Source organism: Gordonia oleivorans (genome assembly GCF_040044975.1).
GTDB lineage: Bacteria > Actinomycetota > Actinomycetes > Mycobacteriales > Mycobacteriaceae > Gordonia > Gordonia oleivorans.
Map to the genome: position 1 here is coordinate 23,806 of NZ_JBDZDI010000001.1, position 17,550 is coordinate 41,355.

Annotated in this window: 10 protein-coding genes; 3 read left to right on the top strand and 7 right to left on the bottom strand. The window is 66.9% G+C overall.

The features are described from left to right. Window positions 1-247: 247 nt before the first annotated feature. The 6 genes from ABLE92_RS00130 to rpmE form a co-directional block, all read right to left on the bottom strand. Entirely contained in the window at window positions 248-1,489 is a 1,242-nt protein-coding gene (locus ABLE92_RS00130; protein WP_348802459.1) for an MraY family glycosyltransferase, read from the bottom strand. A 44-nt stretch (window positions 1,490-1,533) separates the two neighbouring features. Beyond that, window positions 1,534-2,742, bottom strand: coding sequence for a serine hydroxymethyltransferase (gene glyA / locus ABLE92_RS00135; protein ID WP_348802460.1), 1,209 nt, complete (start codon window positions 2,740-2,742; stop codon window positions 1,534-1,536). Next, window positions 2,739-3,395: an L-threonylcarbamoyladenylate synthase gene (locus ABLE92_RS00140; RefSeq protein WP_348802462.1), complete on the bottom strand. Its 657-nt coding sequence runs from the start codon at window positions 3,393-3,395 to the stop codon at window positions 2,739-2,741. Before ABLE92_RS00140 ends, glyA begins: the two co-directional genes overlap by 4 nt. Window positions 3,396-3,443: 48 nt before the next feature. Beyond that, window positions 3,444-4,343 carry a peptide chain release factor N(5)-glutamine methyltransferase gene (gene prmC / locus ABLE92_RS00145; protein ID WP_425476279.1) on the bottom strand — a complete coding sequence of 300 codons (900 nt, stop codon included), beginning with the start codon at window positions 4,341-4,343 and terminating at the stop codon, window positions 3,444-3,446. Then, window positions 4,340-5,461: a peptide chain release factor 1 gene (prfA, locus tag ABLE92_RS00150; RefSeq protein ID WP_425476278.1), complete on the bottom strand. Its 1,122-nt coding sequence runs from the start codon at window positions 5,459-5,461 to the stop codon at window positions 4,340-4,342. The genes prmC and prfA overlap by 4 nt, the downstream gene beginning before the upstream one ends. A 206-nt stretch (window positions 5,462-5,667) precedes the next feature. Further along, a complete protein-coding gene (gene rpmE / locus ABLE92_RS00155) occupies window positions 5,668-5,895 on the bottom strand; it encodes a 50S ribosomal protein L31 (protein ID WP_348802467.1) in 228 nt (75 codons plus the stop codon). Window positions 5,896-6,282: 387 nt separating this feature from the next. Between rpmE and ABLE92_RS00160 the strand changes: the two genes are divergently transcribed. The 3 genes from ABLE92_RS00160 to ABLE92_RS00170 are packed head-to-tail and all read left to right on the top strand — an operon-like array spanning window position 6,283 to window position 14,462. Continuing rightward, a complete protein-coding gene (locus ABLE92_RS00160) occupies window positions 6,283-11,637 on the top strand; it encodes a glutamate synthase-related protein (protein WP_348803176.1) in 5,355 nt (1,784 codons plus the stop codon). Continuing rightward, the gene (locus tag ABLE92_RS00165) at window positions 11,594-13,408 is read left to right on the top strand and encodes a sulfite reductase subunit alpha (RefSeq protein WP_348802468.1); all 1,815 of its coding nucleotides are present in this window, start codon (window positions 11,594-11,596) and stop codon (window positions 13,406-13,408) included. The genes ABLE92_RS00160 and ABLE92_RS00165 overlap by 44 nt, the downstream gene beginning before the upstream one ends. Window positions 13,409-13,424: 16 nt before the next feature. Then, complete coding sequence (locus ABLE92_RS00170) at window positions 13,425-14,462, top strand: ChuX/HutX family heme-like substrate-binding protein (protein ID WP_348802469.1); 1,038 nt, start codon at window positions 13,425-13,427, stop codon at window positions 14,460-14,462. Between the two features lie 396 nt (window positions 14,463-14,858). Here ABLE92_RS00170 and ABLE92_RS00175 read toward each other — a convergent pair whose 3' ends face one another. Beyond that, complete coding sequence (locus ABLE92_RS00175; RefSeq protein ID WP_348802471.1) at window positions 14,859-17,060, bottom strand: HNH endonuclease signature motif containing protein; 2,202 nt, start codon at window positions 17,058-17,060, stop codon at window positions 14,859-14,861. Between the last annotated feature and the right edge of the window lie 490 nt (window positions 17,061-17,550).

A 17,550-nucleotide genomic window follows, 5' to 3' on the forward strand; every position in this document is an offset into this window, starting at 1 on the left:
CCTCTCTGCAGCCGAAAGCTGCCGAGCGTACGCTCCGCGTTTGCAGTGACCCTATCAAGCCGCGTGGCCTGCACCACCAGGGGGTGGGTGGGTCTGGTTGTGTGGCGGTCGGGCCGTCGGGGAGGACGGTTGTCCGATATCCGGGCGCGCTGCACCCGTGCCTACTACCGGCCATAGTACACGGTCTTTACCATTGGCTTACCTGGCCCCTACGTCACCGCCTACCTGGCCATTCGGCGGGTGCGGGTCAGTCGGTGCGGCGCGGCCCGGCCACCGGCCCGTGATGCGCGGTGCGGAGCTCGGCGAAGCGCCGGGACAAGCGCGGGGCCATCGTGGCCAGCATCGCGACCACCAGGCCGCCGGCGAACACCGGCGCCACCACCGACATCGGGAAGACCGTGCTCGCGGCCGCTGAGAAGGCCAGCACACCGACCCAGAGATAGATGATCACCGCCACGCGGCGCTGCGAATGTCCGAGTTCGAGCAGACGATGATGCAGATGCATCTTGTCCGGGGTGTAGAAACCCACGCCGGCCCGGGTACGACGCACGATCGCCATCAGCATGTCCAACAGCGGGACGAAGATGATCGCGGCCACCAGGATCAGCGGCAACAGCAGGGTCACCACGTCGGCCGGGCCGTAGGCATACACCGCGATACGACCGGATGCGCTGGTGGCCGCCGCCGCGAGCATCAGACCGATGAGCATCGCACCCGAATCGCCCATGAAGATCCGGGCGGGCGAGAAATTGTGCGGGAGAAATCCGAGACACGCCCCGGCCAGGGCCACCGAGATCAGCGCCGGCGGGTAATAACTGACGTCTCCCCCGCGATCGGCCAACAGTCCCAGCGAGAACAGGCAGATCGCCGACGCCGCGATCAGCCCCAGACCGGCGGCCAGACCGTCGAGGCCGTCGATGAAGTTGACCGCGTTGATGGTGGTGACGGTGATGGCGACGGTCAGCAGACCGGACTGGAACGGATCGAGGACGACGGTCCCGATACCCCCGAACGGAACCGGGATCTGAATCCAGCTCACCCCCATCACCACCATGACGCCCGCGGCGGTCAGCTGGCCGACGAATTTGGTGAGCGCATCGAGGCCCCACCGGTCGTCGATCGCACCGACGATGACGATCACCGCGCCCGCCGCGATCACCGCACCGATGTCATTGGTGTAGGCGAATCCACGGTTGAGGGCGGGCAGGTTCGCCGCGAGCGCCACCGCCGCCACGATCCCGGCGAACATCCCCAGTCCACCCAGCCGTGGCGTCGGGATCACGTGAACGTCGCGGGCCCGCGGGACCGCCACCGCACCGGCCCGGATCGCGACCACCCGCACCGCAGAGGTGATGAGGTAGGTGATCGCGGCGGCCGACAGCCCGACCAGCAGCAACTCGCGGAACGGCACACCCGCGCCGCCGCCGACACCAGGCGCCGCCAGAACCCACGACGCCGCAGTGGTCACACCGGTACCGTCCACGCTCATCGCAGCACGCTCGACGCGGAGAGGGGATCTGGCACCCGATCAGGCTACCCGCCGAGCATCGCGGCGACGTCGGCGCGGATCCGGGCGTGTTCACCGGGATCGGACAGGGCGCGCACACACCAGTCGGCGACCGTGTCCATCATGTCGGCGTCGGCCCCGGCGAGCGTCGCGATCGGGGTACCGATGCGCACCGCGGACCCCTCGGCGACCGGACGCTGATCGAACGGCAACACCGTCTTGTCGACGACGATGCCGGCCCCCTGCAACAGTCGCTGCGCCTCGATCCCGGACAATCCGAGCGACGACACATCGACCACCGCCAGATGGGTGTCCGTGCCGCCGCTGACGATCCGCAACCCCCGCGCGGTCAGACCCCGCGCCAACGCACGCGCATTGGCGACGACCGCGCTCACATGGTCGGCGAACTCCGGCGTCGCCGCCTCCGCGAAAGTCGCCGCCTTCGCCGCGATCGAGTGCACCGACGGCGCACCCTGGGTGAACGGGAACACCGCCTTGCCCAGCGCAGCGCCGTGCTCGGCCGTCCCGAGGATGACACCACCCCGCGGCCCGCGCAGCACCTTGTGCGTCACCAGCGTGACGACGTCGGCGTAGGGCACCGGGCTCGGTGCCGCACCGCCGGCCACCAGACCCGCGAGATGCGCGGCATCCACCCAGAGAATGCACTCGGCCTCGTCGGCGATCGTGCGCAGGATCTCGAAGTCGAACAACCGCGAGTACGCGGGCGACCCTACGATCAACAACCGGGGGCGGTGCAGGAGTGCGAGCTCACGGATCTGGTCGTAATCGACGAGTTCGTCGGTCACCGACACCGAGTACTGAATCGGAGTGAACCAGCGGCCGGAGAAGTTGGCCCGCGAGCCGTGGGTCTGGTGGCCGCCATGATCGAGACGCAACGCGAGCACCGGATCACCCGGCTGCGCGAAGGCCGCATACACCGCCGACGCGGCGGTGGTCCCCGACAGCGGCTGGACGTTCACATAGTCGGCGCCGAACAGGTCCCTCGCGCGGGCGATCGCGAGCTCCTCGATCTCGTCGACCACCGAACACCCGCCGTGATACCGCGCTCCCGGATAGCCCTCCGCATAGGTGTCACCCAACGACGACGCCATGATCTCCCGGACCGCCGGACTGGCGATCGTCTCCCCCGCCACCAGTTGCAACGTCTGCGCCCGGCGCCGCGACTCCCGTCCGACCAGATCACCGAGTTCGGCGTCGATCGCCGACGAACTCATCGCTGCACCAGGGACGCGGGATCGACGTCGAGAACCTCGGCGACATCGGCCGTGGCCACCGCACCCTCCCGCAGAATCCGCGGCGCCCGCCCGGTCAGGTCCACGATGGTCGACGCCTGCGCCTTGGGCGCCGGCCCACCGTCGAGGTACACCGACACCGAATCGCCGAGTTGCGCTCGCGCATCGTCGGCCGTCGTCGCCGGCGGGTGACCGGAGGAATTCGCACTCGACACCGCCATCGGCCCCACCTCACGCAGGATCTCGATCGCGATCGGATGCAGCGGCATACGCAACATCACCGTGCCGTCGGTGTCACCGAGATCCCACGCGAGCGACGGCGCCTGCTCGACCACCAGCGACAACCCGCCCGGCCAGAACGCCTCCACCAGCGCACGGGTCTGGGCACTGACACCCAGGACCAGACCGTCGACGGTGTGCCACGAACCGACGAGCACCGGCACCGGCATGTCACGCCCGCGCCCCTTGGCCGCCAGCAACGCCGCAACGGCTTCGGAATCAAATGCGTCACAACCGATTCCGTACAAGGTATCGGTCGGCATGACGATCAGACGGCCGGACTTCGCGGCACCGACCGCGGCGCGGATGCCGGTGGCGCGCTGATCGGGATCGGTGCAGTCGAATACAGAACTCACCGGTTCATCCTTACACGCTCACCACCGGCATCCGGCGAGCGGCCACGATCAATCCGACGCCGGCAATCCCTCGACGCGCCGTGCGGTCACAAAGCGCGGCCGGCCGGCCAGATCGGCATGCGAGGTGATCTCGTCGAAGACCCCCGCGGCGGCAAACGCCCCGACAACACCGGCGGCATGAGAGTCGTCGTGCTCCACACCCACCCGCCCACCGGGACGCAGCACGCGCGCGATGACCTCGACCATCGGCCGGATCACCGACAACCCGTCGGCGCCGCCGAACACCGCCATCGCCGGATCGGCCCGCACCTCGGCGGGCACATCGGCATCCACCGGAACATACGGCGGATTGCTCACGATCAGATCCACCGGCCCACCCACGGCGGCACACACCGCATCCGGGTCGGTGGCATCGCCCACATGCACCCGAATCCGTCGCGACACCTGAGGGTCGGCGTCAGAGACATTGCGACGCAACCAGTCCGCCGCATCCGGCGACAGTTCGACGGCGTGCACCCGGGCCGCCGGGAACGCCGACGCGGCCGCGATCGCCAACGCACCACTGCCACTGCACAGGTCGACGACGGTCAGCGGGGCCCGGACATCATCGACCACACCCACCGCCCACTCGAACAACAACTCGGTCTCCGGACGCGGGATGAACACGCCGGGTCCGACGGCGAGATCGAGCGGACCGAACGACGCCGACCCGGTCAGATACTGCAACGGCACCCGCATCGCGCGCCGGTCGATCAGATCCCGAAACCGCTGCGCCGCATCGTCATCGAGATCATCGGCGATCAGTAACCTGCCCCGATCGGTCCGCAGTACATGTGCCAGCAACCATTCGGCATCCGGACGGGGCGAATCCACACCGGCCGCCGCCAAGGTCGCCGTCGCCGCCGACAACACGGCGCGCACCGAACGGTCCGCGCCCACGCCGGTCACTGTGCCTCGAGCCGCGCCTGCCGATCGGCGGCCACCAAGGCATCCAGCAGCGCATCCATATCACCGGAGAGCACGGCGTCCAGATTGTTCGCCTTGTACCCGATGCGGTGATCGGTGATCCGATTCTCCGGAAAGTTGTACGTCCGAATCCGTTCCGAACGATCCACCGTCCGGATCTGCGCGGCCCGCCCCTCCGCCGCCGCGGCCTCGGCCTCCTCCTCGGCCGCGGACTGCAACCGAGCCGCAAGCACCTGCATGGCCCGCGCCTTGTTCTGCAACTGCGAACGCTCGTTCTGACACGTCACCACGATCCCGGTGGGCAGATGCGTGATGCGCACCGCCGAATCGGTGGTGTTCACGCCCTGACCGCCCTTGCCCGAGCTCCGGTACACGTCGATCCGCAGATCCGTCTCGTCGATGTGCACCTGCTCCACCTCGTCGGGCTCGGGATAGATCAACACACCCGCGGCCGAGGTATGGATGCGGCCCTGCGATTCGGTGACCGGAACGCGCTGCACCCGATGCACGCCGCCCTCGAACTTCAGCCGCGACCACACCCCATCGCGCGTGGCCTCACGCGACTTGATGGACACGGTGGCCTCCTTGTAGCCGCCCAGATCGGACTCGGTGACACCGAGGACCTGCGCCTTCCACCCATGCCGCTCACAATATTTGAGATACATCCGGACCAGGTCGGCGGCGAACAGCGCCGACTCCTCACCACCGGCACCCGACTTGACCTCCAACACCACATCATCGGCGTCATGCGGGTCACGCGGCGCCAGCAGATCGGTCAACGTCGAATCAAGCTGCGCAACAAGCTCTTCCAGCGCCGGAACCTCCTCGGCGAAGGTCGCGTCATCGGCCGCCAACTCACGCGCCGCAGCCAGATCATCACGAGCCGCCACCAACTTCGCATGTGTCGCCATCACCGGCGCCAACTCCGCGAACCGCTTACCCACCCGCCGAGCAGTCGCCGGATCGTCATGCAACGACGGATCCGCCAACTGCAACTCGAGCCCCGCATGCTCGGCGAGCACATCGTCAATGGCGGTGTTTTTTGCGCCGCCTCCGGCAGCGCTTGTGTTCACGCCCAAAGCACCACTCTTCGTCGTCATCACTTCGTCGCTGCGCTCCTCGTTCTTCCTCCTGCATCGCGGCGCGGCGTGAACACGGTGCTGGTTGGGTTCGAGCCGCCTTCGGCGGCAAGTCGTATTACGTGCAACTGGCGGCGCCTCGCCTGGGCAGTTGGTCGCCTTGGTACACCGAAAACAAACGACGCCCGGCCAGTCCTGTGCGGACCGGGCGGGCGTCGTCATGAGGTCTACTTTTCGGCGTCGGCCTTCTTGCGCTTGCCGTAGCGAGCCTCGAACTTGGCGACGCGGCCGCCGGTGTCGAGGATCTTCTGCTTGCCCGTGTAGAACGGGTGGCACTGCGAGCAGACTTCGACGTTGATGCGACCGTTGGCAGCGGTGCTGCGGGTATCGAAGGTGTTGCCGCAGCCGCACACGACGGTGGTCGCGTGGTAATCGGGATGGATTCCCTGCTTCATGTTGGTGTCCCTTTCTGATGGTCGCCGGGTCACCGCCGCGTGTCGGCGGTGTGAACCGGTACCGGACTCGACCGACCAGTATGCCACGCCCTCCGGTCGGTAAGAAATCGGCGAAACCGCCGGTCTGCGTCCCAGCGATATCGCAGCCCTCACCGAACCCGACGTCGGCGATCGGTACTGATCGTCACTGCCCTCAACAGGTCCGGCGCGCCATTCATTCCATCCCACCACCAGGCATTTTAGGACACACTTATATTGGTAAGCCTTGGCTAAGTTATAGTTCCCCTGATGTTCGCTTCATCGTCGCAGCGGACATCGCCGACCACCGGTTCGCGTGAGCACCGGGCACCACTGGTCCCGACGCGGACCGGGCATGAGAGGGGACGAATGCAGGCCGATCGGCACGGTCCGCAGCAGATGCTGTGGGACCCCAGCGACGAGAAGAGCAGCTGCGGGGTGGGCTTCATCACCCGCAAGGACGGCGTCCAGAAGCACAGCGTCATCGAGAAGGCCCGCGACGCCCTGTGCTCGGTACCGCACCGCGGCGGGATGTCGGCGCTCGGCGTCGGCGACGGCGGTGGCGTCTCCATCGACCTGTCCCAACGGTTCTTCCGCAAGGTCACCGGCCGTCCGACGCTGCGCCTCGGCCAGTTCTGCGTGGGCAACTTCTTCCTGCCCGAGGGCGAGGCCGCCGCCAAGGCGGCCCGGCTGATCGAACGCACCATGGCCGACCGCGGATTCACCGTCCTCACCGTGCGCGACGTCCCCGTCGACAACTCGGTGCTGCGTGAGGCCGCCATCGGATTCCAGCTGCCGATCCGCCAATGGGTGTTCGCCGCGCCCGATCCGTGCCCCGAACCGGCCGAACTGGACCGGCTCGTCCAACAGGCACTCCTGCACATCGAGGCGATCGGCTTCACCTCCCCCGCCCTCGAAGGCCTGTATCCGCTGTCACTGTCGGCACGCACCCAGGTCCTCAAGGGCCGGCTGTCATCCCCGGAGGTCATCGACTACTTCGTCGACCTCGGCGACGAGGACCACCGGGTGCACACCCTGTTCTTCCACACCCGCTTCTCCACGAACACCGACCCGCACCCGACGATGGCCCAGCCGTTCCGGTTCCTCGCGCACAACGGTGAACTCAACACCGACAAGAAGAACCGCATCGCACAGGTGACCGCGGCCGCCGCGGCACGCCGCACCATCGTGCGTCCACCCGGCCAGTCCGACTCCAGCCGTCTCGACCAGACGGTGGCCGCACGGGTGATCACCGACCAGATCGACCTGGTGACCGCGGTCGTCTCGATGATGCCGCCGGCATGGGAGAACGATCCGACGCTGTCCGACCGCGTCCGCGCGATGTTCGAGTACTTCTCGCTCTACGAGGAGAAGAACGACGGCCCCGCCGCCGTCGTCTTCGGCGACGGGACCGTCATCGGCGCCCGCCTCGACCGCCTGGGACTACGCCCGCTACGCACCGTCGAGACCGCCACGTATCTGTGCGCCTTCTCCGAGGCCGGCCAGGTCGATTTCGATCCCGACACGGTGATCTCCCGCGGTCGCGTGTCGGCCGGCGGGATGATCTACTACGACCACCGCGAGCATCGCGTCTACACCACCACCGACGCCTACGAAAAGCTCGCTGCTGCACGGGATTATCCAGCACTTCTGCGTGCGGCGAAGATCGACCTGGGGGCCATCGAGGCCGAAGACGACGACGCGGCAGACGCCTCGGCCGCCCTTCCGTCCTCGGAATCGGTGACCGATCATCAGCGCTACCGCGCCTACTACCTGGATCAGGAGAGCTTCCGCTACTTCACCGATCCCATGCTCGCCGACGGCGCCGAACGCGTATCCGCCATGGGATTCGGCAACGCGATCAACCCGCTGACCAACATCGAACCCAATGTGTCCCGGTTCTTTTCGCAGCGATTCGCCCAGGTGACCAATCCACCCCTGGACAGCATCCGCGAGGCCGACGGCATGACGCTGCGCGTCGCCCTCGGTGCGCGACCGGCGATCAACGCCGACCCCGACGACACCGCCGGCCGGCAGATCATCCTGCGCACACCGGTACTCACCGACGATGAGCTGACACTGATTCTGCGACAGCATCATTGCCCGGTACAGGTCTTCGACGCCACCTACCGGCCCGCCGGGGAGCCGACCGCCGATCGTGCGGCGCTCGTCGCGGCCGTCGATCACCTCGGGGAGCAGATCGTCGAGTTCGCCTCCCGCCATGGCGGAATCGCCGTCCTGTCCGACCGCGACATCGCCGCCGACAAGTCCGCGCTGCCGATGATCTTCGTGGTGTCGGCCATCAATCAGCGACTCATCGACGCCGGCATGCGGCTGCGCGTCTCGGTGATCGCCGACAGCGGCCAGATCGAGTCCTCTCACCACCTCGCCGCGGTCCTCGGATTCGGGGCGGCCGCGGTACATCCGCACACCGTCGACCGCCGCGCCGGCGGCGATCAAGCCGCATTCGCTAAGTGGCGCAAGGCCGCCGAGAAATCGTTGATGAAGACCATGGGCCGGGTCGGCCTGTGCACCGTGGAGAGTTACATCGGCGGCGAGTTCTTCGAACCGGCCTTCCTCGACACCGCAGACCCGGACCTGCATCGGTGGTTCCCCAACCTGCGGGCACCGGTCGGCGGGGTCGGTCTGACACCGATCGTCGAGGTGATCGGTGCGGCCCATCGCGCCGCGATGACCGATCCGGTTCCGGCCGCCGACACCGACCTCCCACTGCTCGGCCTGTTCAAGGAACGCGCCGACGGCGGCGGGCACTCCTTCGGCACCGCGGCCGTCCGGGGTTACGGCGAACTGACCGCCGAGAAGATCCACTTCGCCTCGGGCCGAGGTGCGTCGGCCGCAGCCGAACGGGAGGGCATCGCGGACTCGCTGCGTCTGCTGACACTGTCGACCCTCGCCGACGCCTTCGGCCTGGATTCCCACGTGTACGACGACAGCAGTTACGCCGCGTTGACCCCGGCCGAGATCGACGAGTTCACCATCACCGACGCCTACCGCTCGTTCAGTGCCGAACTCGCCACCACACGTTCACGTCGACCGTCGGCGTTGCGCGACATCCTGGGCCTGACACCGCATTCGGAGCCGATCGCCCTGACCGACGTCCAGCCGGCCCACGAGATCACCGCCACCTTCGCCTCCGGCGCGATGAGTCACGGCGCCCTCGTCGCGCCCGCTCATGAGGCGGTCGCCCACGGCACCAACATGGCCGGCGGATTGTCCAACAGCGGCGAGGGCGGCGAACACATGTCCCGCTACGGGACGCTGCGCGCCTCCCGCATCAAACAGTTCGCCTCCGGCCGATTCGGCATCTGGGCGGGATACCTGGCCGACCCGATGCTGCAGGAACTCGAGATCAAGATCGGTCAGGGTGCCAAACCCGGTGAAGGAGGCCAGCTTCCGGCACCGAAGGTGACCGTCGAGATCGCCGCGGCGCGCGGCGGCACCCCCGGCGTCGAACTCGTCAGTCCGCCACCGCATCACGACACCTACTCGATCGAGGACCTCGCCCAACTCATCCACGACTGCAAGGCAGCGCGCGTGCGGGTCATCGTCAAACTGGTGAGCTCCGAGGGCATCGGCACCATCGCCGTCGGCGTCGCCAAGGCCGGCGCCGACGTCATCAACGTGGCCGGCAACACCGGCGGCACCGGCGCCGCGTCGGTGGCCAGCCTTCGCTACGCGGGCCGGGTGGCCGAGATCGGCCTCGCAGAGGTGCATCAGGCACTCAGTGCGCACGGCCTGCGTCAGAAGGTCGTGCTGCGTGCCTCCGGTGCCCATCAGACCGGACGCGACGTCGTCACCTCGGCATTGCTGGGTGCCGACAGCTTCGAATTCGGCACGGCCGCACTGATGATGATCGGCTGTGTGATGGCCAAGAACTGCAACATCAAGTGCCCGGCCGGTCTGACCACCAATCCCGAGGTCTTCGACGGCGATCCGCGCGCGATGGCACAGTACCTGCTCAACGTGGCACACGAGGTCCGCGAGATCCCCGCCGACCTCGGCCTGCCGAGCGTCCGGGCCGCCCGCGGACGCACCGACCTGCTGGCGCTCATCGACCATCCCGCGCTCGTCGGTGACATGCGCACCGAGGCGCTGCTGGCCCACATCGAGGCGCCGGAGGTCGCCCACCCGGTCTACCTCGAACGTGACTACGCCGTCGACGACGCCCTGGGCGCACAGGTGTGGGCGGCCCTCATCGACGACGCGCGCGCCTCGGTCACCACCACCTCGGTGCGGTTGGACAACCGCAACCGGAGTGTCGGAGCACAATTGGCCGTCGACATCGAACGCCGACTCAACCACGAGATCACCGACGTCACCGATATCGCATCGGTACTCGTCGACGATCGTGGCCGCCGATTCCTCGACGAGGACACCGTCGTCGTGCCCACCACCGGCTCGGCCGGGTTGTCCTACGCCGCGTTCTGCAACGACGGCATGCGCCTGGAGCACACCGGCACCGCCAACGACGGTGTCGGAAAATCGATGTGCGGTGGAACCGTCGTCGTGCACTCCCCCGGCGGCGGGTCACCGGCCGTCGGCGGGAACGTCCTGATCGGCAACTTCGCCCTCTTCGGCGCGACCGGTGGCCGGCTGTTCGTCGAAGGCGAGGCGGGAGACCGGTTCGCCGTGCGCAACTCCGGCGCGACCGCCGTCGTCGAAGGTCTCGGCGAATTCGGTTGCGAATACATGACCGGCGGGGCCGTTTTCAATCTCGGCGGTTACGGCAACGGCCTCGGCAACGGCATGAGCGGCGGGTTCCTCTACCAGTACGACCCCGCATGCGAACTCGCCGAACGCATCAGCGCCGACTCCGTCATCGTCGGCGCGATCACCGGTGTCGACGATCCGCTGGCCCCGATGCACCACCACGCCGCCTTCACCATGCTCCAGATGCATGCCGAGGCAACGGGTTCGGCCCTGGCGACCCGACTGCTGGAGAACTGGGAGACCGAACGCCACTACGTCTCCTACGCACTTCCCCGGGCCCTGGTCGCCCATCAGGATGCCGACACCCTCGTGGCGACGATGGGCCCGCGCGCCCTCCTCGACGAGCTCGCCGGCGCGATGGCCGCCGATCAGGTGCGGAGACTGAAGCTCGATCTGCGCTCCGGTAGCCCGATCGTCGGCGGTGCCGTTCCCGAATACGGCCAGACCGACACCGCCGACATGTACCGGCTGCTCGGCGCCTTCACCGTCTTCGAACTCGCCCGTGAGGTCGCCACCGCGAAGCTGCGTAAGGGAAGGTCTGCGACACAGTCGGCGTCGTCGGAGGAGATGGTGGCCCGCTCGGCGCGCAATCTGATCCTCACCGAGGACTACGACCTGCTCACCAGGGTCGGTCGCTACTCGCGAGACATCCTCTCCGACTACGGGTCCGAGCAGCTCGCCGCACTCATCTCCGCCAAGCGGGTCGACGATTACAAGCAGGCCTTGGCACGACGCAACGTCGCGTCGATGGATGCACCGGCCACCTACGGCTGGATCCTGTACCAGGACCGACGCAACCTCGAGGCCCTCCGCGACGCGACGACCGGCGACGGTCCTCGCGCCTCCCGGTTGCCGAGCTTCGACGAACTGTTCGCCGCGCGTGCGATCCCCGATGTCGCCGAGGCCATCGCCACCGCCGCCGCTGCCACCCAACCGAAGGTCTCCTCACATGCAATTGCCCTACATTCCCACCGACGTTCCCTTCACCGGTGACCAGAAGGTCTGGCTCGCAGGCTTTCTCGCCGGCCTGAACACCAGGATCGGGATGTCGTCGACGGCTGCCGGGACCGCACTGCCCGGAGCCGACCCCGCGGCGGGGGCGACCACCGGAATCGGCGTGCAGATCGTGTACGGGACCCAGACCGGTACCGCGGAGTACCTTGCCGAGCAACTACAGCAGCAGGCGCAGGGTCAGGGGTTCGTGCCGCAACTGTGCGGCCTCGACGAGTTGGAGATCAGCGATCTGACCGCGGTGCGCCGACTACTGGTGATCACCTCCACCTACGGTGAGGGCGAGATGCCCGACAATGCCGAGATCTTCTGGCAGGGGTTGGCCGCACCCGACGCACCGCGCCTCGACGGTTTGTTCTTCGGCGTTCTGGCACTGGGTGATTCGATCTACGACGGGTTCTGCCAGGCGGGCAAGAACATCGACACGCGGCTCGCCGAACTCGGCGCCACCCGGGTCGTCGATCGCGCCGACTGCGACGTCGACTACGAGGAGCGCGCGGCCGAATGGATCACGCGGGCCGTCGCCGCCATGGCCGAGGTCGATGCGCAGGAGGCCGGCGCTGCCGTATCCGGCGCTCCGGTCGCTCCGGTCGCGTCGGCGGGGTCACCGGGTGCCGCGGCACCGGCAGCGCCCGCGTGGGGCCGGAAGAATCCGTACCCCGCCACGATCATCGCCAATACACTCCTGTCCGGCCCGGGTTCGGACAAGGAGGTACGCCATCTGGTGATCTCGTTGGGCGACAGCGGAATCGACTACGAACCGGGTGACGGCATCAGTATCGCGCCCACCAACGATCCGGAACTCGTGGAGAAGGTGATCGAACGCCTGGGCGCGACGGGCGAGGAGGTCATCACCGACCGCAAGTCGAGTCGGACCCTGCGTGAGACGCTGACGCGGCACGTCGAGATCTCCACACCGTCGAAGTACCTCGTCGACTACATCGCATCGCGAAGCCAGGACGCGGAGCTGACCCATCTCGCCTCCACCGGCGACAAGGAAGCCCTCGACGCCTGGTTGTGGGGCAAGGACGTTCTCGATCTGCTCGATGTCGATCCCACCCTGACGATCACCGCCGAGGAACTTCTCGCCGAACTCCGGCCCCTGCAGCACCGCGTGTACTCGATCTCGTCGAGTCCGCGAGCTCACAGCGGCACCGTGCACATCACGATGGCCACGGTGCGCTACCGCTCCGGAGAACGCATGCGTGGCGGTGTCTGCTCGACCTACCTCGCCGATCGCCGAACCGAGGGCGACGAGATCGATGTGTTCATCACGCCCAACAAGTCATTCCGGCTGCCCGCGGACGACGTGCGGGTCATCATGGTCGGGCCGGGCACCGGAATCGCCCCGTTCCGGGCGTTCCTGCATGAGCGTCAGAACCGCGGCGCGAGCGGCGCGAACTGGCTGTTCTTCGGCAATCAGCACCGTGCGGATGACTACATCTACGCCGATGAGATCGAACAGTTCGTCACCGACGGTGTCCTCGAGCGCGTCGACCTCGCATTCTCGCGCGATCAGGATCACAAGGTGTATGTGCAGGACCGCATGCGCGAGAACGGCGCCGAGCTGTTCGCGTGGCTCGATTCCGGCGCGCACCTCTACATCTGCGGTGACGCCACCCGGATGGCACGCGACGTCGAAACCGCGCTGATCGAGATCATCGCCGAGCACGGCGGGGTCGATGAGAATGGTGCCGCCGACTACCTCAATCAGCTGAAGAAGGACAAGCGCTACCTGCGCGACGTCTACTAGGAAAGGAAGGGCAACGATGCCCGCCAACCCCGACGATGTGAACAACGCCGGCGTGCCCCGCCGCGTCGCCCGCCAAGCCGGTGACGCGCTCCCCCGTCCCTGCGGGCGTGACCCGCACTGCCGGTGTACGCCCGGGCAGTCGGTGACCAGCGACCTCGAAACCCTCTTGGCAACTCCGGGTTTCGGCGGAACACTGCTGAATGCCGAACCGCATGTGGTCACCTCGCAGCTGCCCCACCTCGATCAGGTGGTCGGGGTGACGGTGGCCGGGCCGGTGGTGATGAACGACGTCGGAGTACACGTCCCGCCAGTCCTACCGGGCGGACCGATCAAGTGCGACTCGTCGCGGATCACGTTGCGCCTCAACCCGGTGCGCCTCGGATCGGCGCTGGTGTCCGAGCCCGCCGCCAACATCCCGCCGACACTGCGTCTGTTCGATGCCAACGGGAACACTTCTCACGCAACGTATCTGACCGAGCGCAGCGACCGGCTCGCCTTCGAGGCGATCGCATTGACCGGCGCCGATCCGGCGGTCACCCACGCCGCGGGCGGCCCGGATTCCTTCGACGAAGCATGGGCGATCCCCGAGCCCGCATCGGCCAACGCGGACCAGATCGTCCAGTTCGACTCCATTCTGGCCGACGGCGGGCTACGTCGGCGTACCGAATTGCCCGGGCTCGCTGACGCCGGCGTCACCCGCGTCGAGGACCGCCGGGTGATCGGAGCACTGGAACACGCCGCGCTGCTCGGTATGCAGATGACGATGGTCACCGCAGCACCGGGATGTCTGCAGATGCGCCATGACCAGCTCGACGGTGCCCGCGAGCACCGGGGTCAGATGGTCATCGCTTCCGGTTCCTGTCGCGCGATGATCAATTTCGGGCTCGTCACCGAATGCTGGATCACCTGGTCCGAGGGCGTCTGGGGACGAACCGGATCCATCGAACTGTACGACCGGCACGGTGGGTGCAGCATGATCCTCACCCAGACCGGACCCGTCCCGGCCCCGGCATTTGAGGCGTGGGATCACCTGCTCAACGACCTCGTATCCTGAACCGCACCTCTGGGATCGGGAAGTAGCGCCGCAAAGCTTCCGACGTGTCACGTTGTCATCTTGCCGGTCGAGCCGGTCCAGAGCGTTGGCCGCCGCGTTGAGCTCCGTCGAAACGGAGGACCGTGTCCGCCGGGCCGAGCTTGTCCGCCGGGCCGAGCTTGTCCGCCGGGCCGAGCTTGTCGAGGTCGAGGTCCCGTCCCGGTGGTCGAGCCGGCCCATTCCGGTGGTCGAGCCGACCGGAGCGCCAGCCGTCGCGTTGAGCTCCGTCGAAACGCAGGTCGTGTCCGCCGGGCCGAGCTTGTCGAGGTCGAGGCCTCGCATGGTAAGGCTGGAACTCCCCACGGCCACAACAATTCTGCGGCAGTGCGGCCCGGCCAGTACCGGCAGGCGGCCTACTCAGGAGGTGTCGAGCCGGTGGTGGAGTCTGGCTGCCAGGACTCGTTCGATTCGGCTGTTGCGTCGGTTCATGCCGATGGCGGCCAGTTCCTCGAGCTCACGTTCGATTTTGACGCGGCTGATACGGAATCCGCCACTACGGATGCGACGTTCGCGAGCCTGATCCTCGGCGGTCGTGTCGCGGACACGGATTCGGGTGCGTGAGGCACGATCGAGCCCGGCAGTGGTGTCGTGGTCGTCGGGATCGTCGGTGATCGGAACACCATCTCCGTCGAAGATGACCAGGTCGATGTCCCCGGTGCCGGTGACACCAGGTTTGTCAGGATGCTCGCCGGCTATGGCGTCGGGCCCGTCGGGCTGGTCGGGCGGCCGGGGTTCGTCAGGACCGGAATGGGCTGCGCCTGAATCGTATTCGTCGACAATTGGTTCGGGCTGGTCAGCGACGCCGCACTCGTGGTCGTCGCCGTGGTCGACGATGTCTTCGCTGTCGATGCTGTCGCCGATGGTCGAGGTGTCGGCGGTCGGAGCGAGATGGTCACTCGGAACACCACGGTCGGACGGGATTTCGGCCTCGAAGGTTGCCGGGGCTTCGGCTTCACCTGCGTCAGCGTCAGCGGCGTCGGCTTCGATGTCAGCAGTTTCGACATCGACGATGTCGGCGTCAACCACGTCGGAGTCTGCGGCTTCGGTTGCGCCGGAACCACTACCGATGCCGGTGTCTTCGCTGGTGGTGTGGTCGCTGTGGATCTGATCCCGGATCTGGTCGAGTTTCTGCTCGTACAGGGCGGTGATGTCGGGATGATCGTTGACGATCTTCGGGTTGTCGGGCATCCCGGGTGCGGCGTTGAGCTGCCACCAGCAGCGTCCGGCGAGCGGGCCATCTTCGTAGATGCCGGTGGTGTACTGCCCCGGGTTCGGGCCGACCATCCGGTTGTGCGGCCCACACGCCGGCGCCAAATCGGTGATGTCGGTTTTCCCGCCATCAGCCCAGTCCTCTTTGGCGTGATGCATCTCCGAATGCGAGGCGGGTTGCCCGCAACCGGGGAACGAACACACCTCACCACCGGTGCGGGAGAACGACGCGATCCGCTGCTCGGTCGACGCCAACCGGCGGGCCCGCCCCAGATACAACGGGAGGTCGATGGCGTCGGAGAACACCGCCAGGAACTGCTGCACATCGTTGGGATCCTCGATGTCCCCCAACGCACTCAGCAAGTCCGGGATGGGAATGGTGGAGCCTGAGGCGGTGGTGGCATACCCGGCGCCGGCCAACAGATCCTGCAGGAAGGTTTTGATGATCAACGCGACCGGCAGACCACGATGCGTTTTGCCGAGGACCCCTTCTTTCATCGCCGACACCAACAACACGTGCATGGCATCATGATTGCGTTGCGCTTGGGAACGGTCGTCACGCTTGACTGCAGCGGCGAGGATGTCGGGGTCGGCATCCCCGATCGCACCGGTCGGCGATTCCGCATCCGACAAGTTATTCATCCCGGGTTTCGCCCACGCATCCAACATGGAGTCCCACAGGGCACGGGTGATCGGGGGAAGGTGCCCGTTGAGTTTCGCCATCCCATCGACACGGGACTGGTTGATCCACAGGTTACGACGCTGTTGGCGTTCCTTCTCCTCCACCAACTGCCCGTCCGGGTCGAGGTGCGCCAGAATCCGGGCACCCATCTTGGTGATGTCGGCCGGAATATGCTCGGTGGCCTTCTCACCCAAGGTGGCTTCGGCGGCGGCCTTCTTGTCATGCGCGACAGCGTTCGGGATGTTGTCCAACGCTTCCAACGCCGCCGACAGATGGGTGTGACCGATCAAACCCTGCTCATACGCGGCCGACAAGGTCGGGAACTTCGGTTCCTCGGGTTGCCCGGTCAGCCCGTGGAACCGGGCGGTGGCCTTCATGTGCGCGATGCGCATGGTGGGTTGCGCGATCCGCAGATCGTAGTTCAGAAAGTTCGACAGGCTGACTTTGCCGACCTTGCGGTGCACACTGCGATCCGAGATTTCCAGGATCGCGCGGTCGCCTTGGAAGTGGGTGCGCATGGCGATCTGTTCGGACAGTTTCGCCGCTTCGATGACCTCGAGGTCGGAGCAGGCGGTCATCGGAGTCTTGGCCAGCTCGTCGAGCATCGCGTTGATCTGGTGCATCAGCTGCAGTGGTCGTGACATGGGAGTGTCGGTGGTGTCTGTCATGCTGATGTCACCTCCCCCGAGAAGGCCGTTGTGGCTACGTGTTCTATTATAGCCACCCTCTACAACAATCGCAAGTGTTTTCTATCCACAGGGTGTGGATGCGTGAATATGGTTGGGGTGCTGGCTATTTCCAGCCTTGTGTCACCGGGTCTCGACACGGTCCTCCGCTAGCGCTCCGGACCGGCTCGACCGGCGGAATAGGGGTGCTCGACCGGCGAATGGGGTGCGCGGCCGGCGAATGGGGTGCGCGGCCGGCGAATGCGATGCGCAACAGCGGGACGAGAGTGCTCGACCGGCGAATGCGATGCGCAACAGCGGGACGAGAGTGCTCGACCGGCGAATGCGATGCGCAACAGCCCGACGATGGTGCTCGACCATGGGATGAAGGTGCTCGGCCCGCGAATGGGGGCGCAACAGCGGGATGAAGGTGCTCTACCAGCGAGACGAGGAATCACCAGCGAGTGAGGCGTGCTCGACCAATGGAAGGGTC